The following is a 23,902-nucleotide window of genomic DNA, read 5'->3' as shown; positions in this document are numbered from 1 at the left end:
CAATAATCCCGCTTCGATGGACAAGCCCATCCCGCCCGCCACAACGAATATAATCAGTAAAAGATGCATCGTTAACTCTATACAGTGATTCAGGCGGTGGAGGTTACCGCGTTAGCGCGTTGCGAAAAATGCTATAGTGCGTGAAACACCTTTGCAGGAAATGCGTCAATGTACGACCTCGGTTCCGTCAATCTTCGCGCGCTGAAAATTTTTTTGGATGTCTTTGATGCGCAAAATTTTTCCGTCGTTGCCCGACGCGAAGGGATCTCGGCTTCGCAGGTGTCGCGGGTCATCCATCAACTTGAAGATGCACTGGGACAGCAGCTTTTTTATCGCAATACGCGGGCAATCATCCCGACGGAAAGCGGACGCCTTTTTGCCGAGTACGCCCGAAATATTGCCGGACAAATCGAAGCCGCTCGTGAGGCGCTATCTGAGCGTAATATTGAGCCTTCGGGGCTGGTTCGAATTAATGCGCCCGTGTTCTTCGGGCAGCGACATATTGCGCCATGGCTTGCGGGTTTATCTGAACGTTATCCGCGCCTGCTGATTGAAATGATCCAGACCGATGATTTTATTGATCCACATAAAGATGCGGCGGATGTGATATTCCGTATTGGCGCGCTGACGGATTCAGCCTTCCACGCGCGGGTTTTTGGTACGCAGCATTATCAGTTGGCAGCCTCAGCGGATTGGATTCGCCAGCATGGTGTGCCTTCAAGCCCTGACGATTTGAGCAGGCTGCCTTGCCTGGTTTATCGCGGCTCGTCCGGTCCAAACCGTTGGCATTTTAGAAAGCCGGGCAGGGCGTGGGTGCATTACCCCGTCTCGCCGCTGCTGAGTTCAAATAACGCAGATACGTTACTCCAGGCGGCATCCGGTGGGATGGGGCTGGTTCTGTTCCCGGACTGGCTGATGGGGGATAAACTCCGGTCGGGGGAACTGGTCGCGCTTCTGCCCGAATATGAAACCTCAATTAATACCGAACCCCAGTCTATCGCGGCGATATATCCCCATGCTCGCCATCCACCCCTCAACGTCCGGGCGGTGATTGATTATTACGTTGAGGTGTTTGGTACGCCGCTTTATTGGCAAGTACCTGACAGCACATCATAAGTTAATACTATGAAGGTCCATCGGTAACGCAGCGCTATGTTGGAGTAAAAACAACAAAGGAGCCTGCTATGTATTCGATCACCTCTGAATCCGCTTCACATCCCGATATTATTACGCTCATTGCTGCGCTCGATGCTTATCAGAGCGAACTCTATCCAGCGGAGAGCAATCACTTGCTCGATCTGTCGCAATTACCGACTGAACGCCTGATCGTGATGGCGATCCGCGATCGTCAGCTGAAAGCCGTCGGCTGCGGCGCGATTGTCCTGAATGATGACGGAACCGGTGAGATGAAGCGGGTCTACATTGACCCGACGCATCGTGGGCAGCAGTTGGGCGAGAAGCTGCTTGCTGCCCTGGAAGATGAAGCGCTTTCACGCGGATGCCACACGTTACGTCTGGAGACCGGTATTAAGCAGCACGCGGCGGTACGCCTTTATGAAAACCACGGGTACTTTATGCGCGAAGCATTTGCCCCTTACGCCGAGGATCCGCTAAGCCTGTTTATGGAGAAAGCGCTGGTGGCAGACGTTCGTTTAGCAGCGCTATAAACGCTTCAAGCTGGCGCGTCATCGCCCCGCGTCGCCATACCAGCCAGGTCGTGAGCCAGCGCCAGTTTTCCGCCAGCGGCCAGGCTTCAACCTGAAGATGCCCCGGCATGCTTTCAAGCATGGAGCGGGGCATCAGCGCCACTCCCGCACCCGCTATCACGCAGGCCAGCATACCGTGATAAGACTCCATTTCATGGATACGTCCCGGCATCGCCCGGTCGGCATGAAACCAGCTCTCCAGATGCCTGCGATAAGAGCAATTTGCCCGGAATGCGTAAACATCGCTGCCATTAAGCTGCGTCGCACGTGTCACTTTGGCATGTCCTGCCGCCACGACCAGCATCATCTCTTCCTGATAGACAGGCATTCCGTCCAGCTCTGGATGCGATAGCGGACCATCAACAAACGCGGCACTCAGGGTGCCTTCCAGCACGCCGTCGATCATCGTCCCGGACGGGCCTGTGGAGAGCGCAAACTGAATGCGCGGATAACGCTGATTGAACCGCGCCAGAGATTCTGGGATCCGAACAGCGGCGGTACTTTCAAGCGCACCAAGGGCGAACAATCCCTGCGGTTCGTCCCCGGCGACGACCATGCGGGCTTCATCCACCAGCGCCAGGATCTGTTTGCTGTAACGCAAAAAATTGTGTCCCGCCGGAGAAAGACGCAGGCGCTGATTCTCACGGATGAATAACTCAACGCCAAGGTCGGCTTCTAGCTGGCGTATTCGGGTGGTCAGGTTTGACGGGACGCGATGTACCTTCTGCGCGGCCTGGGTGATGCTCCCGGTCTGCGCGACCGCGTTGAACATTTCAAGCTGGGTTAAATCCATAACATTCTCGATTTGTGAACAAGTTGGTCATGATTATTCAGTTTTCAGAAATAGCAGAGTGGGACACAATGAATCAACCCTTTTATACGGAGACTCTTATGACGCCTACACCTTCTACCCACGCAATTTCTGTCAATCCTGCCACGGGCGACACCCTCACGGCCCATTTGTGGGCGACGGCGCGCGAAGTGGATAGGGCGATTGCCGACGCTGACGCCGCTTTTCGCCAGTGGCGTCATGAGCGTGTGGCCCATCGCGCGCAGAAGCTGCGCGATCTCGGCGCGGCGCTTCGCGTTCACGCTGAGGAAATGGCGCAAACCATCACCCGCGAAATGGGGAAACCGATACTGCAGGCCCGCGCAGAAGTGGCTAAATCAGCCAGCCTGTGCGACTGGTACGCCGAGCAGGGCCCGGCCATGCTGAGTGCGGAGCCTACGTTGGTTGAAGCGCAAAAGGCGGTAATTGAATATCGCCCTCTTGGGCCTATTCTCGCCGTGATGCCGTGGAACTTCCCGCTGTGGCAGGTGCTGCGCGGCGCAGTGCCGATTCTGCTGGCCGGCAATAGCTATTTATTAAAGCCTGCGCCAAACGTTCTGGGCTCGGCGGCGCTTATCGCTAAAGTCTTTGCAGAGGCGGGCTTCCCCGAAGGCGTCTTTGGCTGGATCAATGCCACGAACGATGGCGTCAGCCAGGCGATTAACGATCGACGAATGGCAGCAATTACCGTGACGGGCAGCGTTCGCGCCGGTGCAGCGATTGGTGCCCAGGCGGCGGCCGCGTTGAAGAAATGCGTGCTGGAGCTGGGGGGTTCCGATCCGTTTATCGTATTAAACGACGCAGACCTGGATTTGGCAGTGAAGGCCGCCGTCACCGGACGTTATCAAAATACCGGGCAAGTATGTGCTGCCGCGAAACGCTTTATCGTCGAGGAAGGAATTGCAGCCGAATTTACCGAGCGCTTTGTGGCGGCTACGGCTGTACTGAAAATGGGCTCGCCAGAAAGTGAAGAAAATTATCTGGGACCGATGGCTCGATTTGATCTACGCGATGAGCTGCATCAGCAGGTTGAGGCCACGTTGAAGGAAGGCGCTACGCTATTGCTCGGCGGCGAGAAAATCGCAGGTGAGGGTAACTTCTACGCTCCGACCATACTCACAAACGTAGGGTCTGAGATGACGGCATTTCGTCAGGAGCTGTTTGGCCCCGTTGCCGCTATCACTATTGCGAAAGATGCGGAGCACGCTCTGGCGCTGGCAAATGATAGTGATTTTGGTCTTTCAGCCACCGTCTTTAGCGCAGATGAACAGCAGGCTGAATCACTGGCTCGTCGTCTGGAGTGCGGAGGGGTGTTTATCAATGGCTATAGCGCCAGTGACCCGCGCGTGGCTTTTGGTGGCGTGAAGAAAAGCGGCTTTGGTCGCGAGCTGTCGCACTTTGGATTGCATGAGTTTTGTAATATCCAGACGGTGTGGAAAGATCGCGTGTAGCATTCGACAAAATGGGCCTTCTTTATGAAGGCTCTTGTCATTGTAGTGTCATGGTTCTGTCATTAACGTTTCGTAGACTCGCTCGCGTCTAACGTACTGTTACAGAAGAATATTATGAACCTAACGCAAATTATTAGCCGTATTGCGAAGCGCTTTCTCCCCCGTCAGTTTGGTCTTCTGGCCGGAATCTTTTGTATTATCGGACTCTTCTCCGCGCTGCAACTCTCCTCCTCAATATTGCTCAATGCTTCGCTACGCGATGCCCAGCGCAATGAGCAGCATAACCAGCAGGCGCAGCTGCAACAAAGCAAGCTGGATGTGGCGCGCGTGACTTTGCTGGCAGCAAGCGATCTGCTCAACCGCTCCGGTGTCTACTTTATGCAGGACAAAGAAACCGGATCCGAAGGAAGCTGGCACAGCTTAATGGATGAGGCCCAGAAGGCGTTAAACGCATCTCATGATGCATGGAATATATGGTTGTCGCTCAATCCTCAAAAGGATGAGGCTCTGGTCAGCAGCTATCAGCTTTTTTACGGCGCTATCAACGAACAAGCCGAAGGTCTGGTCAAAACCAACTCGATTGATGCTTTTTTTGCGGTTCCTGCTCAGGCGTTTCAGACCGATTTTAATGACAACTATGCCCGCTATCAGCAGATGAGCGAGCAACGAGCAAATGCAGGTCGCGAATCTCTTATGGGGCAATTATCAGGCCTACAGTCTCTCTTTTTGCTGGCCCCCGTTTTATTGTTGGCGATTGCCGTTTTGGTCTGGTTTGGAATGTCGCGTTGGGTGATTACGCCGTTGCGCCAGCAGGTTGCTCATATCGATCGACTTGCGGCCGGGGATTTGTCTGTTTCACCCCCGTCAGTGAAATGCTTTAACCGCGAAGTTGGGCGGCTAAGCACCAGTATCAGGACCATGCAGCAGGGGTTGCAGCAACTGGTCACGCAGGTGAGCGAGGCGACCACCTCAATGGTGGAAAACATCGGTTCCCTGGCGGAAGGCAATCAGAAACTCTACCAGCAATCGGCGCGACAGGCGCAGGAGCTTAATGATGTCACTGCGCACATTGCCACCCTCGAAACCCACGTCGAAGGCAATACGGGATATGCCAAGCTTGCCAGCTCACGCGCCGACGAGGCACGCAAGGCTGCGGCGGGTGGCGATATGATGATGTCAACCGTCAATGCCTCAATGCAGGCGATTGTTGAGCGATCTTCTGAGATGCGCGGGATAGTGGCTATGATCGACAGCGTGGCTTTTCAGACCAATATCCTGGCGCTCAACGCGGCCATTGAAGCGGCTCACGCGGGGAACCAGGGCAGGGGATTTGCGGTAGTCGCGCGCGAAGTGGGTCTGCTGGCGAGAAAAAGCAGTCATTCAACACAGACCATTCAGGGGCTGATTAATCACTCTTTGCAAGGCATCGAGGATGGCTCAAAAGCGGTGGTCCGTCTGGAAGATAACCTGCAGCAAGTCACCGGGCTGGTGGCGAGTTTAAGCAGTTTGCTGAATGATATCTCCGTAGCTACCCTGAGCCAGGGCGACAGTATCCATCAGATGACTCGTCAGCTTAAGGCGCTTAATCAGGTTTCGCGGCAAACGGATGCGCTGGTCACGACGGCTTCAGAGTCGTCACGTCGGCTGCATGATGAATCTTACCTTCTGATGCAGGCCGTCTCGCGTTTTCGTCTTCCTGCCTGACGCAACATATCAGCCTCTGTTATACTCCCAGCCCGTTTTTGGCCTGTAGGCAAGGAGCAAACTGTGGCTGCGGTTATCCATAATGAGATGCTGGAAGAGATTCTGGCGCAGGTTCGCCCGTTACTGGGTAAAGGTAAAGTCGCTGATTATATCCCGGCGCTGGCCTGTGTAAGCGGGAGCAAGCTGGGTATTGCTATTTGTACGGTGGATGGACAGCAGTATCAGGCCGGGGATGCCACTGAGCGTTTTTCTATTCAGTCGATCTCGAAAGTCTTGAGCCTGGTCGCGGCGATGCGCCAGTATCAGGAAGATGAAATTTGGCAGCGCGTGGGCAAAGATCCTTCCGGTCAGCCTTTTAACTCGCTGCTCCAGCTTGAGATTGAGCAGGGCATTCCCCGTAACCCCTTCATTAATGCCGGTGCGCTGGTGGTGTGCGATATGCTGCAAAGTCGTCTTAGCGCCCCGCGTCAGCGCATGCTGGAAATCGTGCGTCAGCTAAGCGGCGTGTCCGATATTCTCTACGATGCTAACGTTGCCCGTTCTGAGTTTGAGCATTCGGCCCGCAATGCGGCGATCGCCTGGCTAATGAAATCCTTTGGTAACTTCCACAATGACGTGGCGACTGTCCTGCAAAACTATTTCCACTATTGCGCGTTGAAAATGAACTGCGTCGAACTGGCGCGAACCTTTCTGTTTTTGGCCGATAAAGGTCACGCCGCGCATCTTTCCCAGCCGGTGGTTTCTCCCATGCAGGCCAGACAAATTAATGCGCTGATGGCAACGAGCGGTATGTATCAGAACGCGGGTGAGTTTGCCTGGCGCGTTGGGCTGCCGGCGAAATCAGGCGTGGGTGGCGGCGTTGTCGCGATTGTCCCTCATGAAATGGCCATTGCCGTCTGGAGCCCTGAACTGGATGCAACAGGCAACTCGCTGGCAGGTGTTGCGGTGCTGGAACAGCTGACGCAGCGTCTTGGGCGCTCGGTGTATTGATAACGAGGTTCGACCTTTTACACCGGCTTGTGCGGCGCATTTACCCCAAAGCTTAATGGGTTATGCTCCCTCGCAATGTATGTTATAGATCCATGCTAAGCTTTTATTATTCATGCCGTTGACCGCTGAATAGTTGCGCTAAGCAATTATATGGATTGATATTTGATGCGATCTTCTTTGTTGTCTTTCAAGCCATTTCAACCTGAAAACCCACTGCGAAACGTAGCCACTATTTTTATCCTCACCACGCTGTTTACTTTATCGGTGCGGAGCTGCGGCTGGTGGAAGCGCTATCACTGTTTTGGCCGCTTAACGGTGTGATGGCCGGGGTGTTTGCTCGCTACGTGTATCTGAACCGTATGCACTATTACGCGGTATCGTACGTTGCCATGCTGATGTACGACGCGGTGACCACAAACTGGGGTATTGCCTCGGTGGTGATCAATTTCTCCAATATGGTCTTTATCGTGATCGTTGCCATGCTGGTGACGCGTGACAGAAAACAAGGGCGTAAAACGCCGGATCCCATCAATGCGTTGCGCCTGTTCAATTACTGCCTTATTGCGGCGTTACTGTGCGCGCTAGTGGGCGCTCTCGGCTCGGTTGGCATTGATAGCCAAACGTTTTGGCCGTTGTATGCCGACTGGTTTAGCGAGCAGTTTTCAACAGGGGTGTTGATTTTACCGTGTCTGTTGACGGTGAAGATACCGGTCATCAAGCACCCGTTACGCGTAGAACATCTCTTACCGGTGCTGGCACTGATCGTCTCCGTTATCGCCTCCGCGGTCATTGGCGGCGCGGGAAGTCTGGCATTTCCATTACCGGCACTTATCTGGTGTGCGGTGCGCTATTCGCTGCCAGCCACCTGTCTGCTCACCTTCGTTACCGGCGGACTCGAAATTATTCTGGTGGCCAACTCCATAATTGATATCGCCGTCGCAACACCGCTTTCGACGCCGATGATGTTCTCGGCTCGTCTGGGGATCGCCACGATGGCGATTTGTCCGGTCATGGTGTCCGTGAGTATGGCCGCGATCAATTCGTTGATGCAGCAGGTCTCTCTGCGCGCGGATTATGACTTTCTGACCCGCGTCTATTCTCGCTCGGGTCTGTATGAAGCCCTTAAACATGAAGAGTCTCATCGGCATCCCCGTTTTCTGACGGTCATGCTCCTGGATATCGATTACTTCAAAAACATTAATGACAATTATGGTCATGAGTGTGGCGATCGGGTGCTGGCGGCCTTTGCGGCTAAAGTTCAGGACGTGGTGGGCGAGGATGGTCTGGTTGCGCGAATGGGCGGAGAAGAGTTTGCGGTCGTCGTAAACTCCGAGGATTCCCGACAAGGCTATGAGCTGGCGGAACGGATCAGGACGTCAATAGAACACCATACCTTTACCTGGCGACAGCAGTCATTGTTCCTGACCGTCAGTATTGGTTTGGGGAGTGCAAAGTCTGAAGCCTGGCAACTGACTGAGGTTTTCAACAAGCTCATGGCTGAAGCAGATGAGTATTTGTATCGTTCGAAAAAAGCAGGGCGTAATCGTACCAGCGCGCGTCAATCTGACGGGAGGCTTATCGTGGAACCGCAAAAACGCTCGGAGCAGGTGTAACCGCATCCATTTCAGGCAGAATGCGGCGTAGATGTTATCAATTTGCTGATAAATTGCTTGCTACGTATTTTTAAGCTCAATAAGATACCGGAGATGATAATTCGGAAAAATCGCATCATGACCGTTATTGACAAATTCAATAAAAACCAAGGTTTACCAGGTAGCCGGTTTGTCAAACGTATGTTCCTGATGCGTGTCCTGGGTACCTTTCTCTGTTTTATTCCTATTCTGTCGGTTCTTATTGAACATCAACGGCCTCTATGGCTCATGCTGCTGCTGGCGGTGAATGCGTTTATCTGGCCGACGATTGCCTGGCAGCGCGCCATCCGCTCGGCGTCTCCACTCAAAACCGAACATCAAAATCTGGTGATTGATGCGGGAGCGGGGGGATTCTGGATAGCGATGATGGCGGGCAATCCGCTACCGTCCGTGGTGATGGCGACAATCCTGCTGGCTGACCGTCTCTCTGCGGGCGGTTTTGGGCTGATGAAGAAGGCCGCCGTTGCGATGCTGGTTGCTTTTATGGCCGGGTGGCTCACGCAAGGCATGGCGTTTATTCCGTATGTGTCGCAGCGCACGATGTACCTTACGCTCCCTCTGATTGGGATTTATATCATTGCGCTTAGCGTGCTGACGGATCGAATCGCTATTCGATTACGCCTGAAGTCACGCGAGCTGGAACGGATCGCCATGATGGATCCGCTCCTGGATATCGCCAATCGACGTTTGCTGGAGAAGCGAATCGATCACGAGCTGAAGAAACTTCAGCAGGCGCATCGTGAGTCTGCGTTGATGTTTATCGATATCGATAATTTTAAAGACGTGAACGATCGTTTTGGTCATAAAGTGGGTGATGCCATGCTCGCCACGGTATCTGAAATCTTGCATCTCGCGACGCGTCAGACCGATACTCCGGCTCGACTGGGTGGTGACGAGTTTGTGATTTTACTGCCGAACACCACCATTGAAGAGGCGCAGGTTGTGGCGTCTCGTATCATGGATGCGACCGCCGTCATAGACGATGTCGCGGAAACCACGGTGAATTGTACGCTGAGTATTGGTATTGCCGTCGCAACCCGTGAGATGGCAAACGTCACCGACTGGCTACAGGCGGCGGATGATGCGCTCTATCGGGCCAAACGTGACGGTAAAAATAGAATTTTCGCACACTGACAAGCGTACTCTTTAGGCTAAGCTTTCAAGAGGCTTAATGTCAGGAGAGACTATGAAAGCGCCCGCGATCCCTGCTAATGAATCACAACGTTTGTTATCCCTGAAAGAGTCCGGGCTTCTGGAGTCAGATAACCATTTACCCTACGACAGGCTCACGCGGCTGGCGAAGCGCCTCTTCGACGTACCCGTCGCGATGGTCAACCTTGTCGATGAGCGATCGCAGATAGCCAGGTCGGTTGACGGCCCGGCCGCAAAAACACTCCCACGCAATATCTCTTTTTGCGGACATACCATTCTGAGCAACACACCGCTGGTGGTGGTTGATACCCTTAGCGATACGCGTTTTGTCGATAATCCGTTAGTTACGGGCAATCCAGGCGTGCGTTTTTATGCTGGCATTCCTTTGCGCTTGCCCGATGGCGCGACCGTGGGAACGATCTGCGTAGTGGATCATATTCCTCGTGATTTTAGTGCCGCCGATATTGCCGCCCTGAACGACCTGGCAGCACTGGCAGAGGACGAATTTGCCGCCGCCACGGCGGCGACGACCGATGAAATGACAGGATTATTCAACCGGCGTGGATTCAATCAGTTCGCGGCGTTTGCGCTATCCGGGGCTCGGCGGCGTGCAGAACCTTTGACGCTTGCCTGGATAGACCTGGACAAATTTAAACAGATTAACGATCGCTACGGTCATGATGAAGGTGACATTGCGCTAAAAGCAATGGCTGACCTGATGCGTGCGTCATTTCGCGAAGCCGATCTTCTGGTGCGCTATGGCGGTGATGAGTTTGCCGTACTCTTTGCCGATACTGATGAGCAGGGCGCGTGGATTGCGATGCAATATTTGACCGAGCAGGTGGCCAACTATAACCAGCAGGGTTTACATGCCTGGAGCCTGACGTTCTCCTGGGGCGTATGTGAATTCGACCATCAACAAGGCGATATCCAGCGCTGGCTGAAAATAGCCGATGAGAAGATGTTTGCCATGAAGCAAAAACATGGCGTTTGCCGCTAACATCACGAAAGCCTATGTTCAGGTGCTTGCGTTAAATAAATGTTAAAGGCAAGGTGGGGAGGGAATAATTAAGGACACCTATGACCTCCTCATTATCTATTCAAATGCTCTCCCGGGAAGCGATTCTCTGCCACATTGCGGCACTGGCCGATATCCTCGAAAACTGCGTTAACGGCGGTGCTTCAGTCAGTTTCATGCAACCCTTCACAGATGAAAACGCCCGTCAGTTTTGGACTGGTGTTGCCGACAGCGTGGGCCGGGGGGAGCGTACCGTTTTGGTCTGTCGTGACAATGACGGTGCATTTCTTGGGACCGTGCAACTCATCACCGATCAGCCGGAAAACCAACCGCACCGCGCTGATGTTGCCAAGCTTTTGGTACACGATAACGCCCGGCGTAAAGGTGTGGCGATGGCCTTAATGGAGGCGCTCGAAACCGAAGCGCGAATCCAACATAAAACCGTGCTTGTACTGGATACCGCCTCGGGTAGCGGGGCAGAGACGTTCTACCAGCGCGCGGGGTGGCACAAAGTGGGCGAGATACCACGCTATGCGCTGATGCCCGACGGTGAAATGACCGCAACATCTGTGTTCTATAAGTTTTTATAATTCTTTTCACAATTGCTGCATGAGTTGATCAAAACAGGGGTTCGTGGTCGTAAAGTTTGATAAGTTATTGGACCAATCTTATCAGGCTGTATGACTAATCAATAAAAAGGAACCTCTTTGTGAACACACTCAACCGTCGTGATTTTCCCGGAGCACTTTACCCAGAACGTATCATTCAGTTTGGTGAAGGTAACTTTTTACGTGCGTTCGTTGACTGGCAGGTTGATCTGCTGAACGAGCATACCGATCTGAACGCGGGTGTGGTTATTGTTCGCCCTATCCAGAGTGATTTTCCACCGTCGTTAAGCACCCAGGATGGCCTGTATACCACCATCATTCGGGGCCTGAATGAACAGGGTGAGGCAGTCAGCGATGCGCGTCTTATCCGCTCGGTTAATCGTGAGATCAGTGTTTACAGCCAGTATGAAGAATTCCTGAAGCTGGCGCACAATCCTGATATGCGTTTTGTCTTCTCTAACACCACTGAAGCGGGCATTAGCTATCACGCTGATGACAAATTCGATGATGCCCCGGCGGTGAGCTATCCTGCTAAATTAACCCGTTTGCTGTTTGAGCGTTTCAGCCATTTTAACGGTGCTGTGGATAAAGGCTGGGTGATTATCCCGTGCGAACTGATTGATTATAATGGTGATGCGCTGCAAGAACTGGTACTGCGTTATGCTCAGGAGTGGGCGCTCCCGGCTGCCTTCACTCAATGGCTTAACGAGGCTAATACGTTTTGTTCAACGCTGGTCGATCGTATCGTCACCGGCTATCCGCGCGATGAAGTGGCTGCACTAGAAGCAGAACTGGGCTATCACGATGGTTTCCTCGATACCGCAGAGCACTTTTATCTGTTTGTGATTCAGGGGCCAAAATCGCTGGCCCGCGAGCTGCGCCTGGATAAATATCCGCTGAACGTGCTGATTGTTGACGACATCAAACCTTATAAAGAGCGTAAAGTCGCGATTCTCAACGGCGCACATACTGCGCTGGTTCCGGTTGCCTTCCAGGCCGGGCTGGATACCGTGGGTGAGGCAATGAACGATGAAGAGGTGTGTGCCTTCGTTGAAAAAGCGATTTATCAGGAGATAATCCCGGTGCTGGATCTGCCGAAAGACGAGCTTGAGACATTCGCAAGCGCCGTCACCGGTCGTTTCCGTAACCCGTACATCAAGCATCAGTTACTGTCTATTTCGTTGAATGGGATGACTAAGTTCCGCACACGTATTCTGCCGCAGTTGCTAAAAGGGCAGAAGGCTACAGGTACGTTGCCAGCGCGTCTGACCTTTGCCCTGGCGGCGCTCATCGCGTTCTATCGCGCTGAGCGTTTCGGAGAAAGCTATCCGGTGCAGGATGATGCGCATTGGCTGGAGCGTTTTCAGCAGCTGTGGTCACAACATCATGATAAGCAAATTAGCACCCGCGAACTGGTCAGTGCGGTTCTTAGCGTGAGCGACCATTGGGAGCAGGATCTGACTCAGGTCAGCGGATTGGTAGAACAAGTTACACTCGACCTGGATGCGATTCTGCATCAGGGTATGCGCGCAGCCGTTAAGCCTTTATGTTGAGGTAAAAGTGCCCGGCTTCGGCCGGGTTTTTAAAACGCAAAAAATTAGTTACAACATACTATCCGCTCTTTTTTTTACACACGTTGCAGCGGCATCGTGCCATCACTGCTGAGCAGAGGAGAGTATGCAAAGAGTCGGTAACAAGCTTGCAACCGTGACGACGATCACGTTTAATAGCCACGCTCTTTATTCTACCTGAAGCTGACTATGATTGTTCGTCCTCAACAGCACTGGTTGCGCCTGATTTTTGTCTGGCACGGTTCCGTTCTGTCTAAAATTTTTACCCGGCTGTTTCTCAACTTTCTGCTTTCTATCGCCGTCGTCTTAATGCTGCCGTGGTATACCTCGCTAGGTATCAAGTTAACCGTTGCGCCATTTAGTATTCTTGGCGTAGCGATCGCCATCTTCCTTGGTTTTCGCAATAACGCCTGCTATTCACGCTACGTCGAGGCTCGCCAGCTTTGGGGGCAGTTGATGATAGCGTCGCGCTCGCTATTTCGCGAGGTGAAAAACACGCTACCTGGCGATCAGCATCTGGGGGAATTTGTCCGCCTGCAAATTGCTTTCGCACATTGCCTGCGCATGACGCTGCGCCGACAACCGCAGGCGGAGCAGCTTTCTCAGTATTTGTCCGCACAACATCTCCGTGAGGTGATGGATTCTCATTCTCCGTCGAATCGCATTCTGCTGATTATGGGTGAATGGTTGGCAGTCAGAAGGCGGGAAGGGCAATTGTCGGACATCTTATTTCACAGCCTCAATAATCGACTGAACGATATGTCGGTCGTGCTGGCCGGTTGTGAGCGTATCGCCAATACGCCTGTGCCGTTTGCTTATACCTTGATTTTGCACCGTACGGTTTATCTGTTCTGCATCATGCTGCCTTTCGCGTTAGTCGGCGACCTGCATTACATGACGCCGTTTGTCTCCGTGCTGGTTTCCTATACCTTCATCGCACTCGATGCGTTAGCAGAAGAGCTGGAAGAACCTTTTGGTATCGAAAATAACGACTTACCACTGGATGCTATTTGCAATGCAATGGAAATCGATCTCCTGCAGATGAATGATGAACCCACCATCCCAGCACGTTTGCTGCCGGACAGACGCTACCAGTTGACGTAACAATGGTTCAGGAACGCTGCAAGGCGTTCCACTCATCGCACGTGATTTCCCATAGTTCGGAGTCCAGCATACCGCTGACGTAGGCTTTCTTTTCCGTTCTCACCATACGCATTCCACTACTTAGCGAAATACGCTGAGAGCGCGCGTTGACCGATGCTTTTGGCGCGCGAAGCAAAGGTTTTTTTAGCACATTGAACCAGTAATCCGTGGCCGCAATACTGGCTTCACGCATGTAGCCCTTTCCTTGCCAATGGGGAGCGAGCCAGAAGCCACGATTATTGTCTTCGACATCGTACAAACAAATCAGACCCATTAATTCATCTGGTGCCTCATGGCGTCGGATTGTCCAGAACCACGCCACGCCTTTCTCTACGTCCGGCAGCGCCACATTGTTAACGTAGCTTTCAGCGCCATTATCCGGGTAAGGCCAGGGGACGGACGAAACCATGTAACGGACAATTTCCCACTGTGGATAGAGTTTTTGTATCTGTGCGGCGTCCTGTGCTTCAAGCGGTTTAAGAACGAGCCGTTCGGTCGTTAATATCGGAACAGACATAGCGCATATCTCCTTTTCTACGCGTGCAGCGGTCGGGTTGTATATCAATGGATAAGCTTTAGGGCTCGCGTCTGGCGACGATAAAGAGTCTCGGGAATGCCAGCAGAATCTGTCCATTTTCCTGAAGTGGATACTGCTGTTCCAGCAATTCTTGATAGCGTTTCAGATAGTTTCGCTGCTCGCTTTCGTTCAACTCCTGTAACCAGGGCCGCAATCCCGTTGCGCTCACCCAATCAATGATTGCCTGGTGCGAGCTCATCTTGTGATAGTAGGTCGTGCGCCAGATATCCACTTCGCATCCAGCCTCACTCAAAATATCGTAATAAGCATGAACGCCGGGTAATGCATCACGACTACGATCGGGATAACCTTGCTCGTAAGCGACTTCGCGCATCAAAACATGCGTCGGTTCTTGGTGATTATCAGGCATTTGAATAGCCAAAACCCCGTTGAGCGCAAGCAATGAAACAAGATGGGGCAACAATTCATAATGGTCAGGGACCCATTGCAATGAAGCATTGGCATAAATCAGATTCAGTGCATGCTCGGGCCTAAATCGCTGAATATCCGCTTCAATAAAACGACATTCTGGAACAGCGACGCGGGCTTGTTCCAACATAGCAGGGGAATTATCCACGCCAACAATTTGCGCAGATGGCCAGCGTTGGTGCAATAATGCAGTGCTGTTGCCGGGCCCACACCCCAAATCAACAATTGAAGATACATCGTTAAGGGCAATTCTTGCCAGCAATTCAGCAGCAGGGCGCGTACGTTCGGCGCCATATTGCAGGTAAAGAGAAGGGTTCCAATCGGCCATCGATGTTCTCCTGTTTGCATGTTTCAGCAAGTGTAGATCAAAGGAAAATGACTGGCGGGATGCGTTGTTGCAAAAGATGTAAAATCTACATTCTTATATACTCATAGATGGCAGGGATCGAATGGTATCAGTGGAAAGTTTGAAGTCTACGTACCCAGGCTCGATAGCATGGTCATTCGGGGACAGCGTGAACATGGCGGATGAACTTGCCGAGCTTGTGGTTAAAGGCAGAAAAACAGCGTCATGCGGGTCGCTCGCCTCTTTTATAGCTGAGAGTCCGTCACCCAATGTCGGGAGCTACCATATTATTCTCAACGGCCAGCAATTACCGGTTTGTGTGATTAGATTGATTTCATTGAGAATTGTTAAGTTCTGTGATGTCGACGAAACCTTTGCCAGAAAAGAAGGCGAGGGCGATTTGAGCCTTGAATTCTGGCAAAAGGAGCATAGGGCTTTTTTCAGTCGGGAAGGGACATTTTCAGAGAGTATGGAACTCGTCGCTGAAGAGTTCCAACTCGTAGAAGTCATGTAATCGGAGTCGTTTATGCTTTTATGTTCAGAGAGATAGCCATTTTTGGCCGTCACGCTTCATGCTTTGCTCAAGTTCGCTTCCGCGGGTGGCAAATACACGCTGCATCGGGAAACCGCTTTTTTCTAATACGTAGGCAAGCGTGGCATATTCTCGAGGGTATTTTGAAACGACCGTCTGATCGATTTCTACCAGACCTAGTGGAAACGTAAATGTGCCCATGTCGTAGATGCTTTGACGGCGGAACAATCTCCAGACACCGTCTCGTTTCTCAGCCATATCATAAAAGCGGTTATGACATTCGCAGCCCACATTGAGCTTAACGTTTTCAGCGATGATCATCGCGTTAGTTTCGAGAATGGCTTTGTTGCCGCTGGCGTTGAAGGTAATAACCGGTGCGGCGATAAGATGTTTGGTGCGTACGTCAGAGGCACCCATACGAATCGAACCGTCGACAAAATCGCTGCCTAAACCTTCGAACCAGGTTATCTCGATGGTTCCATCACTGTGGAATAAGTTACGCAACTGATCCCATTCGCCAAGATCGCGATGCATCCAGCCATTCATCAAGTCGTTAAGCTGTTGTCGGTCCTGAAGCTGATTATGCATGTGTGACTCCCATTAATTAACTTGAATGAGTTTAGTCGCATCTCCAATGAGCCACAAATCGAGATTAGTATTTAGCTCCTACAACCTAGGTGCGCATAATGTATATTATGTTAAATCAACTATAATGGCTATAAGTTCACAATGCACATCTTCACTCCCCTATATGCCGGACCGGCATTGATTCAAGAAGCAATAATCTCGTTATCCCAAACGCGATATGCGCGATCTGGCCTCATCAAGGTGGTTACGCAGCGCCGCTAAGCAAGGTTCAAAATTGGCGGAGAAACTGTTGCAACTCAGGGTCAAAGCGTAAAAGTGCTCAGCCAGTTCCAGTGCTTCCCGCCAGACCTCCCCGTCGATTGCTTCAAGCAGCGTGGCTGGACGTAGCGTATTCACTATTTCTCCGCCTGATTTAGGGGCAAACCCCATCGGCAGAATGTCGTATGCTGGCGCAAGATGATATGGCCGACCATGTCCACTGATGAATGACAGGTTCCCATGATGCATGTCAGTATTGCCGATTAGCACCCCAAATGCCCAGAGCCGTGCCGTGCTAATGGCGGCCTCAACACTAACCTGCTCCTGTCTGATCAGTTCATTCACCAGAATGGGCCAGACGTCTCTTGCTCGGCCAACAAACTCCGCCTCCAGCGCCCGTAAAGAAAATAGGCCTATACGACCTAACGGACCCACTCTATCGAACCGGGGGATCTCAAGGAAGCGCTGACCTCCAAAATCAAACACCTCGGTTTCGACACCAAGGGTTTTTAGGGCCAGATGTTCGGCCTGCAGCAGATCGCGCCAGCGTTCGCTAATGGGGTTATCGTCAAGTGCCGTGAATTTCACGATGACGTGGCCACGTTCTGTATAGGTGCAAAATTTTGGTTGTTCGCCGCCAGCAGATGAGCCAGGCGCTTCACCGGAGCTAACGGCCAACGCTAATGCTGGATAGGCAGCGTCTCGATCAACGGGTGTTGGCACCGGCATTTCCACGAACTGGTATCTTGCCTGTTCCCCTATTAACAGATTCCCTACCGCATCATGACCATGAACCAGTAAGGCTCTAATGACTTCAGCGTCTGTCCAGTCTTCCGGGTTGGGAGATAAGCCAAGCCCACTGGAATAGGTGGATGCATACGCTCGCCCAAGATACCCCTGCGGCCGCATGTCAAAAAGCCACCATGGTAGTCCGTCACTGTGAAGACACACTTTATCAGCCTGCTCCATGACAAACCCGTCTGGATGAACCGGAATGAGTTTACCCAGTGATTTCACTTGGCCTTCTTCGTTTACGCGGTAAATGGGAGCAGAACTAAACCCGCGAAAAGCGTCGCGTAAAGCATACTGAATAGAAGGACCTGAGCCAATTCGAACGACTTCTTCACCAAGCACCTTTAAAGCTCGGGACATGGTCGGCTGACTAATACCAATAATATTAGTCAGTTGCCTTACGGGCATTGGTCCCTGACGTAGCAATTGTCGTATCATATCAGTTCGATTTGTCATGGATGTGAATAGCTCTTTGAATAGGTTTGTGAATAGATAATTTATCATCTATCCGGTCACCTGTCATGTTCAGTTTCCGCACGAGCCCGAGCTCTGCGGATAAACGATGTAACTATATGATGTAAAATACTTTTATGAAAAATGGTTATTCTCCGTAAATTCTGACATTCCAGCAAGCATCATGATGCGTCAGAATTGACGTACAACACCCAAAATCACCCGCTTTAATTTCCCTAAACTCATCGATATCATTGCTGGTCCCCCTGCTTTCTTGTAACCTTCCCTTGCTTATCACCATTGCCAAATATTCGAATTAACGGACTTAATATGACAGCTCACACTTCAAAAGATCCCTTGCATGGCGTCACGCTTGAGATGCAAGTCAGCGCCCTTGTGGCACATTATGGGTGGGATAAGCTGGGCCAACTGGTCAACATCAACTGCTTCAAAAAAGATCCTAGCGTGAAATCCAGTTTAAAGTTTTTACGCCGTACGCCGTGGGCCCGCGCGGAAGTTGAGGCGCTTTATCTGGATTCGCTTGAGGATATCGTCGACGATAAATCCGATGAACCGGCGTTCAATCCATGGGTTAATAGTCAAATTAAAAAGAGCTAATGAGAAGATGACACGACAGATCAAGCGCCTGGGCATGCTCGTTGCTTGCGCTCTTTTGCTGGCCAGCTGCTCCTCTACGCCGCCGAAATCACTGGTCACTCCACTTCCGCCAGTTGCTAAACGCCCTCTTCCCAATGAAAATGATCACAATCAGCAGCCAATGCGTGGCGTCTGGCTGGCAACCGTTTCTCGCCTCGATTGGCCACCTATCGCTTCCGTCAATGTCTCAGATCCTCGTGTGCGTAACGCGCAGCAGCAAAAAGCGCTGACTGACAAGCTCGATAAACTCAAGAGCCTCGGGATCAATACCGTATTTTTCCAGGTGAAACCCGACGGTACCGCGCTGTGGCCCTCTAAAATTTTGCCATGGTCAGATACTCTGACGGGTAAAGTGGGCGTCGATCCGGGTTACGATCCGCTGCTCTTTATGCTGGATGAAGCGCACAAGCGCGGCATGAAGGTCCACGCCTGGTTTAATCCTTACCGCGTAACGACGAACACCAAACCATCCACCGTCGCCGAGTTAAATCGTACCGTTTCGTATAACCCCGCCAGCGTGTTTGTGCTGCATCGTGACTGGATCCGCACGGCCAGCGATCGCTTTGTGCTCGACCCAGGTATTCCCGAGGCGCGGGACTGGATCACCAGTATCGTGGCTGAAGTGGTCGCTCGTTACCCGGTGGATGGCGTGCAATTTGATGACTACTTCTATGCCGAAACATCAGCCTCTGCGCTTAACGATAGCCAAACGTTTCAGAAATATGGCGGCGGATTTTCCTCAAAGGCAGACTGGCGTAGACACAATACGCAACAGCTCATTGAACAAGTCTCTCGGACTATCAAACAGCTGAATCCCAACGTCGAGTTCGGTGTCAGCCCCGCAGGCGTCTGGCGAAATCGTTCACACGATCCTTTGGGTTCCGAGACCTCTGGCGCGGCAGCTTATGACGAAGCGTTTGCCGATACGCGCCTGTGGGTACAAAAAGGGTTGCTGGATTACATCGCGCCGCAGGTTTACTGGCCCTTCTCTCGCAAAGCCGCACGCTATGATGTGCTGGCGAAATGGTGGGCAGAGGTCGTGAAACCCACAAACACTCGCCTTTATATTGGCGTAGCGCTGTATAAAGTGGGTGAACATTCGAAGAATGAACCTGACTGGACGGTTAATGGTGGCGTGCCAGAGCTTAAAAAGCAGCTCGATTTGAATGAATCTGTACCGCACATTGACGGTACGATTCTGTTCAGAGAGGACTATCTCAACCAGCCCCAGGCTCAGGAAGCGGTCAGCTATATTAAAAGCCGCTGGGGCACGTGATGATTGCTACTCAGGTTTTGGACCAAACATATCAAGCAATTGCTTATCGTCTGGCATTCCAACCACCTGCTGTAGCTCGTTTTTGTCATTCATGTAATAAATAGCGGGCGTAGCATTCGCGCCGAGTTCGTCCATCAACTTCTGGTGATTCTGAAGAAGATTGAAGATCTCTCGTGAGGCTGCGCCCTCATATTTAGGCAGTTTCTTACCACCCGATAATTCATACTCTTTCCAGGCTTCAACCGGGTTGTCAGCATTTAATATTGCCGTTGCGTTTCGTCCACTCTTAGGATTTAGAAAAGCGACAAGCAGCGTATTCAGCTGTACCTTCCCTGCTTTTACCCACGGTTGGGCTTCAGACCAAAAGGCTTTGCAATAAGGGCAAAACGGATCGGCAAAGACATAGACTTTTCTGGGCGCGTTATCAGCGCCCTCCTTCAGAGGATTCGCCTTATTTAAGCTGTCCCACATTTTGCGACCTAAGGGAATATAGATCTCATTATTGAAATACTCTTCACTAATATTTTTCCCTTTATCATCATAAAGATAACCAGAAATAACATGTTTACCATCAGGGGTAAGGAAAAGCGTCACACCCATGTCCTGATATTGCCCAAGCCAGCTTTTAACACCGCCTGGCGCATTAATTTCCTTAAGGATGGTAATGCCCTGCTGCTCACCGAACTGTTTCACAATCGGCGGGACATTATCAGCGGCGAACGTTAATGTGGAAATAAACCATGCTACGATCGGAATAAGATATTTCATTTTATCGTCCCTTATAGTGGGGCAATTCGCCCCTGTTATCATCTATTGCACTATTTAACGTGCGAAGCAGCGTTTGTTTATCGAGTAAGGGAGGAAGAATATCTCCGCTGGGCCTGGCAGGACCATAAACCTGATTGAACGGTATGGCATAGCTATTCCTTTTTTGCAAAAACGCCGTGATCATCTCCGAGGGCTGACTCCAGTCGCCGCGAAGCGCAACAACATCAGGCTGATTGAGGGCGGCTACGATCTCAGGCTGATTCAGCACCCGATACTCATTGACCTTGCACGTTACGCACCAGTCGGCGGAGATATCGACAAATACGCGTTTGCCTTCAGCCAACGCGCTCGTTATCGCTTCTTCGCTCAGCGGCTGCCAATGAATACGCCCCGCCGCGACTTCTGACTCTGAAGATGGACTCTCCCTCTCGCCAAAATGCCCCCCGAGCAGCGTTGCCAGCCACAGACTGGAAGCCAGCATCATCAGGCCCAGTATGATTTTCAACGCCCTCATCCAGCGCCCAGGCCGCGGAAGCAACATCGCGGTTTTTGGGATCAATGCGACAAACAACCACGGCAAACTCATCCCCAGCCCCAGCATAAAGAAGATCAGCCACAGATCGTGCAAAGGGGCCGCCAGCGCAAACGCGACGGCTGTGCCGAGAAACGGTGCCGAACATGGGGTTGCCAGCAGCGTGGCAAAAACACCTTCAAAAAAGCTCCCTTTCAGCCCTGTGCCACCAGCCGTCGCCATTCTCCCGATAGCCCATGAAGGCAACCATACCTCAAATGCGCCAAAGAGATTCAGTGCAAAAACAAAGGTGACAACCACCATTACGGCGATAAACCACGGGTTCTGAAACTGAATCCCCCATCCCAGCGACGCGCCCGTTAATTTCAGCGTCGTCAGCATCAGAGCCAAAAGTGCAAATGAGGTCAAAATCCCTGCGCTGGTTGCCAAAAAGCGTAGTCTGATTTTGTTCCTGTCTGACCCCGCCTGTAGCACCGAGCTAAGCTTCATCCCCATGACGGGTAGCACGCAGGGCATCAGGTTCAGAATCAGACCGCCGAGCAGCGCAAAGAGCAGCATCCTTCCCAGGTTATTCTCGCTTCCTGCGGCGGATGCATCCGCGATATCGCTGCCCAGAATGACGTGGGATTGCTGCGCTTTGTCGCCATTAGTCAGCACAAGAGAAAGGGTTTTACCGGCGAGCGATACGGGCCGATCGCCCCACTCATCGGTCACGGGAACCGTCACTGTCAGATGTTGCCCGTCTGTACGGTAGCTTGGCTCACCAGGCATCACACCACCCGCTATCTCATCAAAGAACGCGGCTGGTTTCTCCCATTTATCCGCCGTCGAAGCTGTAATAATCAGATTATTTCCAGCCAGATGCGCGGCAAGATCTGATGTTACCCCGTCTTCTTTTGGAATAGCCCGCATCGCGCTTTCAAAAGCGTCCTGGAAACCAGGTCCAACGGGCTGACTGAAATCCAGATGTAGCGGATAGTCCGTGAGCAGGCAAACGTTACTACAGGTTGATAACGTCAGCGTGCCAGCCAGCGCATCATCAGACGAACCGGTGAGGATCATCGGGATGATGACCTGCTGGTGATAGCCCTGAGTCGTCAGCCCTGAGATATCGAATCGTGATGGTACAGGCCAGAACCATTCATCCTGAACCGTATTATTCCACGTGATTTTCGGTGCTACGCCGCCTTCACCTGGCGTACGCCAATAGGTTTTCCAGCCTGACGCCAGCTCGACATAAAGCAAACCGTAGATACGGTCCTGACTTCTTTCTGCCTGGAAACGAATCCGGGCATGATCATTTTGAGGGGATACCAGCCATCCCGTGTCGGCCGCGTGGGCAAGGCCCGTGCAAGACAACAACAGGAGGAACAGGCCCCTGAGGATATTACGCATTCTTTTCTCCGTGAATAGATAAGTGAGTCGTTAGAAAACGACTTTTTCATTCACGAAAAACGCAGTTTATAAGATGTATTCGGTGCGGTGGCACCAGGGTAGGTTTATCCCTGAAACGGGATATTCGAACTTGCGTGAACTGAGTCAGAAGCGCGAGGAAGAGGATAATCGCGGGCAACGCACCGTCAAAGAATAGCGGTTGGGCACACAGTAGCGAGTGACCGCTGAGCTGACAGGGCGACGGGCCAGGTTGAGTTTCATCCAGACCTGGGTTCGTCACGTTAACCGGGATTGACGTCTGTACCGACTCACCGACACCCTGTAAGAAATGGTGAAGATAAACGGATCGCTGGACAAGGCATAGTGCCATTGCCAGACAAGCCATTATCAAGAACCATTTACCTAAAAGCTGACGATTACGCATAAAGTACCAAGAATGTGAGATGGCCCGATCATAAACGATAACGATGATTCTACAAGAACCTTGAATGTAAGGTTTTGTCTTATGAGGCGTTAAACATATCCAAAAATCGCTTAACGGTGCGAGAACGTTCAAACCGACGCCAGGCTATGGCGACGTCTGTCTGTAGAGAAGCGCCTTTAAAACCATGGTAAGTCACTCCGGGATGAACGATACAGGACATCGATTGAGGGACTAACGCAAACCCAAAGCCTGCTGCAACCATGCTTAATGAAGACGACAACTGCGAGGCCTGGTAAGTCCGCGTCATGTTTACTCCTGCGCGATGGCAGTTGTTATATACCCGTTCAAAAAGACCCGGCGCTACCTCTCGGGGAAACAGAATCAAAGGCGTGTTATGCAGTTGCTCAAGCTGGAGCAACGTTTCGTCAGCAAGCGGATGTTGGCTATTTAACGCAATCACCATCGGCTCTTCATCAATAATCCGGACGTTAAAAGCCTTTGTGCTTTCACAAGGGAGCCGCACGAACGCAATATCCAATTCCGCCTCGCTTAGTGCGGTCATGAGTGTCGCCATATTGGCTTCTATCTGGTGGATAGTCACTTCGGGGAATTGCTGTTGATACTGATGTATCAGGGTAAATACTTGCGGATGAAACGCATCAGAACTGGTGATCCCAATGGCTAATCGTCCATTGACTCCGCGAGCAATGCCTTTCGTTTTTTCTAATGCGGCGTCGCTTAAGGCGAGGATTTGACAAGCATCTTCGTAGAAAGCTTCGCCCGCCTCCGTCAGTTCAACTCCACGAGTTAACCGACGCAACAACGGCGTTCCTACTTCTCGTTCAAGGCGCTGAATCTGTTGGCTTAGCGGAGGCTGGGAGATCCCAAGTTCCTTCGCCGCTTTTGTGAAGTGGCGTGCGCGCGCCACGGCAACGAAATAGCGCAGATAACGAAGTTCCATATCTAAAACGTCTCAAGCCATCATGCTTTCTATATTGGAACTGAGAGCTGAATCGGGTCAACATTAATTTAACCTTTCTACAAAAAGTTG

General features: G+C 51.8%; 22 protein-coding genes and 1 pseudogene. 14 read left to right on the top strand and 9 right to left on the bottom strand.

Translation table 11 applies throughout. The features are described from left to right. Positions 1–168 precede the first annotated feature (168 nt). On the top strand, positions 169–1,116 hold the full coding sequence (locus AC6EMZ_RS15940; RefSeq protein ID WP_498403574.1) for a LysR family transcriptional regulator: 948 nt from the start codon (positions 169–171) through the stop codon (positions 1,114–1,116). A 68-nt stretch (positions 1,117–1,184) separates the two neighbouring features. Further along, a complete protein-coding gene (locus AC6EMZ_RS15935; RefSeq protein ID WP_498403573.1) occupies positions 1,185–1,667 on the top strand; it encodes a GNAT family N-acetyltransferase in 483 nt (160 codons plus the stop codon). Here the strand turns inward: AC6EMZ_RS15935 and ptrR are convergent. Beyond that, positions 1,621–2,499, bottom strand: a complete 879-nt coding sequence (gene ptrR / locus AC6EMZ_RS15930; RefSeq protein ID WP_498403572.1) for a putrescine utilization regulator PtrR — start codon at positions 2,497–2,499, stop codon at positions 1,621–1,623. The two genes, AC6EMZ_RS15935 and ptrR, sit on opposite strands and share 47 nt — an antisense overlap. Before the next feature lie 98 nt (positions 2,500–2,597). On the opposite strand from ptrR, the gene sad reads away from it, so the two are divergent. The 9 genes and pseudogenes from sad (at position 2,598) to AC6EMZ_RS15885 (ending at position 13,785) form a co-directional block, all read left to right on the top strand. Then, positions 2,598–3,986 (top strand): succinate-semialdehyde dehydrogenase, encoded by a 1,389-nt coding sequence (gene sad, locus AC6EMZ_RS15925; RefSeq protein WP_498403570.1) that lies wholly within the window; start codon positions 2,598–2,600, stop codon positions 3,984–3,986. 114 nt (positions 3,987–4,100) lie between these two features. Continuing rightward, the gene (locus tag AC6EMZ_RS15920; RefSeq protein WP_498403568.1) at positions 4,101–5,690 is read left to right on the top strand and encodes a methyl-accepting chemotaxis protein; all 1,590 of its coding nucleotides are present in this window, start codon (positions 4,101–4,103) and stop codon (positions 5,688–5,690) included. A gap of 63 nt (positions 5,691–5,753) precedes the next feature. Next, positions 5,754–6,680 (top strand): glutaminase B, encoded by a 927-nt coding sequence (gene glsB, locus AC6EMZ_RS15915; protein ID WP_498403567.1) that lies wholly within the window; start codon positions 5,754–5,756, stop codon positions 6,678–6,680. Positions 6,681–6,845: 165 nt separating this feature from the next. Further along, positions 6,846–8,293: pseudogene (locus tag AC6EMZ_RS15910) on the top strand (GGDEF domain-containing protein). Positions 8,294–8,473: 180 nt separating this feature from the next. Beyond that, positions 8,474–9,466, top strand: coding sequence for a diguanylate cyclase (locus AC6EMZ_RS15905; protein ID WP_498403591.1), 993 nt, complete (start codon positions 8,474–8,476; stop codon positions 9,464–9,466). 52 nt (positions 9,467–9,518) lie between these two features. Continuing rightward, positions 9,519–10,484, top strand: a complete 966-nt coding sequence (locus tag AC6EMZ_RS15900) for a sensor domain-containing diguanylate cyclase (protein ID WP_498403566.1) — start codon at positions 9,519–9,521, stop codon at positions 10,482–10,484. An 80-nt stretch (positions 10,485–10,564) separates the two neighbouring features. Then, positions 10,565–11,092 carry a GNAT family N-acetyltransferase gene (locus AC6EMZ_RS15895; protein ID WP_498403564.1) on the top strand — a complete coding sequence of 176 codons (528 nt, stop codon included), beginning with the start codon at positions 10,565–10,567 and terminating at the stop codon, positions 11,090–11,092. 119 nt (positions 11,093–11,211) lie between these two features. Then, the gene (locus tag AC6EMZ_RS15890; RefSeq protein WP_498403563.1) at positions 11,212–12,663 is read left to right on the top strand and encodes a tagaturonate reductase; all 1,452 of its coding nucleotides are present in this window, start codon (positions 11,212–11,214) and stop codon (positions 12,661–12,663) included. A gap of 207 nt (positions 12,664–12,870) precedes the next feature. Beyond that, positions 12,871–13,785: a bestrophin family protein gene (locus AC6EMZ_RS15885; protein ID WP_498403561.1), complete on the top strand. Its 915-nt coding sequence runs from the start codon at positions 12,871–12,873 to the stop codon at positions 13,783–13,785. Between the two features lie 7 nt (positions 13,786–13,792). Here AC6EMZ_RS15885 and AC6EMZ_RS15880 read toward each other — a convergent pair whose 3' ends face one another. Together AC6EMZ_RS15880 and tam are read right to left on the bottom strand one after the other, a co-directional pair. Beyond that, on the bottom strand, positions 13,793–14,341 hold the full coding sequence (locus AC6EMZ_RS15880) for a GNAT family N-acetyltransferase (RefSeq protein WP_498403559.1): 549 nt from the start codon (positions 14,339–14,341) through the stop codon (positions 13,793–13,795). Between the two features lie 58 nt (positions 14,342–14,399). Continuing rightward, positions 14,400–15,158 (bottom strand): trans-aconitate 2-methyltransferase, encoded by a 759-nt coding sequence (gene tam, locus AC6EMZ_RS15875; protein WP_498403558.1) that lies wholly within the window; start codon positions 15,156–15,158, stop codon positions 14,400–14,402. A gap of 121 nt (positions 15,159–15,279) precedes the next feature. On the opposite strand from tam, the gene AC6EMZ_RS15870 reads away from it, so the two are divergent. After that, positions 15,280–15,690, top strand: a complete 411-nt coding sequence (locus AC6EMZ_RS15870) for an ASCH domain-containing protein (protein WP_498403557.1) — start codon at positions 15,280–15,282, stop codon at positions 15,688–15,690. Positions 15,691–15,714: 24 nt separating this feature from the next. Here AC6EMZ_RS15870 and AC6EMZ_RS15865 read toward each other — a convergent pair whose 3' ends face one another. Next, positions 15,715–16,296, bottom strand: coding sequence for a nuclear transport factor 2 family protein (locus AC6EMZ_RS15865; RefSeq protein WP_498403555.1), 582 nt, complete (start codon positions 16,294–16,296; stop codon positions 15,715–15,717). 201 nt (positions 16,297–16,497) lie between these two features. Then, positions 16,498–17,802, bottom strand: a complete 1,305-nt coding sequence (gene yjjJ, locus AC6EMZ_RS15860; RefSeq protein ID WP_498403590.1) for a type II toxin-antitoxin system HipA family toxin YjjJ — start codon at positions 17,800–17,802, stop codon at positions 16,498–16,500. Between the two features lie 327 nt (positions 17,803–18,129). Between yjjJ and AC6EMZ_RS15855 the strand changes: the two genes are divergently transcribed. Both AC6EMZ_RS15855 and AC6EMZ_RS15850 read left to right on the top strand, forming a co-directional pair. Beyond that, positions 18,130–18,417: a VF530 family protein gene (locus tag AC6EMZ_RS15855; protein ID WP_498403554.1), complete on the top strand. Its 288-nt coding sequence runs from the start codon at positions 18,130–18,132 to the stop codon at positions 18,415–18,417. Positions 18,418–18,424: 7 nt separating this feature from the next. Continuing rightward, the gene (locus AC6EMZ_RS15850) at positions 18,425–19,732 is read left to right on the top strand and encodes a glycoside hydrolase family 10-like protein (protein ID WP_498403553.1); all 1,308 of its coding nucleotides are present in this window, start codon (positions 18,425–18,427) and stop codon (positions 19,730–19,732) included. A gap of 6 nt (positions 19,733–19,738) precedes the next feature. Here AC6EMZ_RS15850 and dsbG read toward each other — a convergent pair whose 3' ends face one another. The 4 genes from dsbG to AC6EMZ_RS15830 form a co-directional block, all read right to left on the bottom strand. After that, positions 19,739–20,500 (bottom strand): thiol:disulfide interchange protein DsbG, encoded by a 762-nt coding sequence (gene dsbG / locus AC6EMZ_RS15845; RefSeq protein ID WP_498403552.1) that lies wholly within the window; start codon positions 20,498–20,500, stop codon positions 19,739–19,741. 1 nt (position 20,501) lies between these two features. Beyond that, complete coding sequence (locus AC6EMZ_RS15840) at positions 20,502–22,427, bottom strand: protein-disulfide reductase DsbD family protein (RefSeq protein ID WP_498403551.1); 1,926 nt, start codon at positions 22,425–22,427, stop codon at positions 20,502–20,504. Positions 22,428–22,473: 46 nt separating this feature from the next. Beyond that, positions 22,474–22,851 (bottom strand): hypothetical protein, encoded by a 378-nt coding sequence (locus AC6EMZ_RS15835; RefSeq protein WP_498403550.1) that lies wholly within the window; start codon positions 22,849–22,851, stop codon positions 22,474–22,476. 79 nt (positions 22,852–22,930) lie between these two features. Then, positions 22,931–23,812 (bottom strand): LysR family transcriptional regulator, encoded by an 882-nt coding sequence (locus AC6EMZ_RS15830; protein ID WP_498403549.1) that lies wholly within the window; start codon positions 23,810–23,812, stop codon positions 22,931–22,933. Between the last annotated feature and the right edge of the window lie 90 nt (positions 23,813–23,902).

This window comes from Enterobacter sp. SCRI0065, from assembly GCF_059766475.1.
Note: the sequence above shows the minus strand (reverse complement) of the source record. Positions and strands in the feature narration are given on the sequence as shown.

Bases quoted from the DNA above. Each gene is read 5' to 3' on its own strand.
- AC6EMZ_RS15940 (WP_498403574.1), top strand. From the start codon at position 169: ATGTACGACCTCGGTTCCGTCAATCTTCGCGCGCTGAAAATTTTTTTG.
- AC6EMZ_RS15935 (WP_498403573.1), top strand. From the start codon at position 1,185: ATGTATTCGATCACCTCTGAATCCGCTTCACATCCCGATATTATTACG.
- ptrR (WP_498403572.1), bottom strand. From the start codon at position 2,499: ATGGATTTAACCCAGCTTGAAATGTTCAACGCGGTCGCGCAGACCGGG.
- sad (WP_498403570.1), top strand. From the start codon at position 2,598: ATGACGCCTACACCTTCTACCCACGCAATTTCTGTCAATCCTGCCACG.
- AC6EMZ_RS15920 (WP_498403568.1), top strand. From the start codon at position 4,101: ATGAACCTAACGCAAATTATTAGCCGTATTGCGAAGCGCTTTCTCCCC.
- AC6EMZ_RS15905 (WP_498403591.1), top strand. From the start codon at position 8,474: ATGTTCCTGATGCGTGTCCTGGGTACCTTTCTCTGTTTTATTCCTATT.
- AC6EMZ_RS15900 (WP_498403566.1), top strand. From the start codon at position 9,519: ATGAAAGCGCCCGCGATCCCTGCTAATGAATCACAACGTTTGTTATCC.
- AC6EMZ_RS15895 (WP_498403564.1), top strand. From the start codon at position 10,565: ATGACCTCCTCATTATCTATTCAAATGCTCTCCCGGGAAGCGATTCTC.
- AC6EMZ_RS15885 (WP_498403561.1), top strand. From the start codon at position 12,871: ATGATTGTTCGTCCTCAACAGCACTGGTTGCGCCTGATTTTTGTCTGG.
- AC6EMZ_RS15880 (WP_498403559.1), bottom strand. From the start codon at position 14,341: ATGTCTGTTCCGATATTAACGACCGAACGGCTCGTTCTTAAACCGCTT.
- tam (WP_498403558.1), bottom strand. From the start codon at position 15,158: ATGGCCGATTGGAACCCTTCTCTTTACCTGCAATATGGCGCCGAACGT.
- AC6EMZ_RS15870 (WP_498403557.1), top strand. From the start codon at position 15,280: ATGGTATCAGTGGAAAGTTTGAAGTCTACGTACCCAGGCTCGATAGCA.
- AC6EMZ_RS15865 (WP_498403555.1), bottom strand. From the start codon at position 16,296: ATGCATAATCAGCTTCAGGACCGACAACAGCTTAACGACTTGATGAAT.
- yjjJ (WP_498403590.1), bottom strand. From the start codon at position 17,802: ATGACAAATCGAACTGATATGATACGACAATTGCTACGTCAGGGACCA.
- AC6EMZ_RS15855 (WP_498403554.1), top strand. From the start codon at position 18,130: ATGACAGCTCACACTTCAAAAGATCCCTTGCATGGCGTCACGCTTGAG.
- AC6EMZ_RS15850 (WP_498403553.1), top strand. From the start codon at position 18,425: ATGACACGACAGATCAAGCGCCTGGGCATGCTCGTTGCTTGCGCTCTT.
- dsbG (WP_498403552.1), bottom strand. From the start codon at position 20,500: ATGAAATATCTTATTCCGATCGTAGCATGGTTTATTTCCACATTAACG.
- AC6EMZ_RS15840 (WP_498403551.1), bottom strand. From the start codon at position 22,427: ATGCGTAATATCCTCAGGGGCCTGTTCCTCCTGTTGTTGTCTTGCACG.
- AC6EMZ_RS15835 (WP_498403550.1), bottom strand. From the start codon at position 22,851: ATGCGTAATCGTCAGCTTTTAGGTAAATGGTTCTTGATAATGGCTTGT.
- AC6EMZ_RS15830 (WP_498403549.1), bottom strand. From the start codon at position 23,812: ATGGAACTTCGTTATCTGCGCTATTTCGTTGCCGTGGCGCGCGCACGC.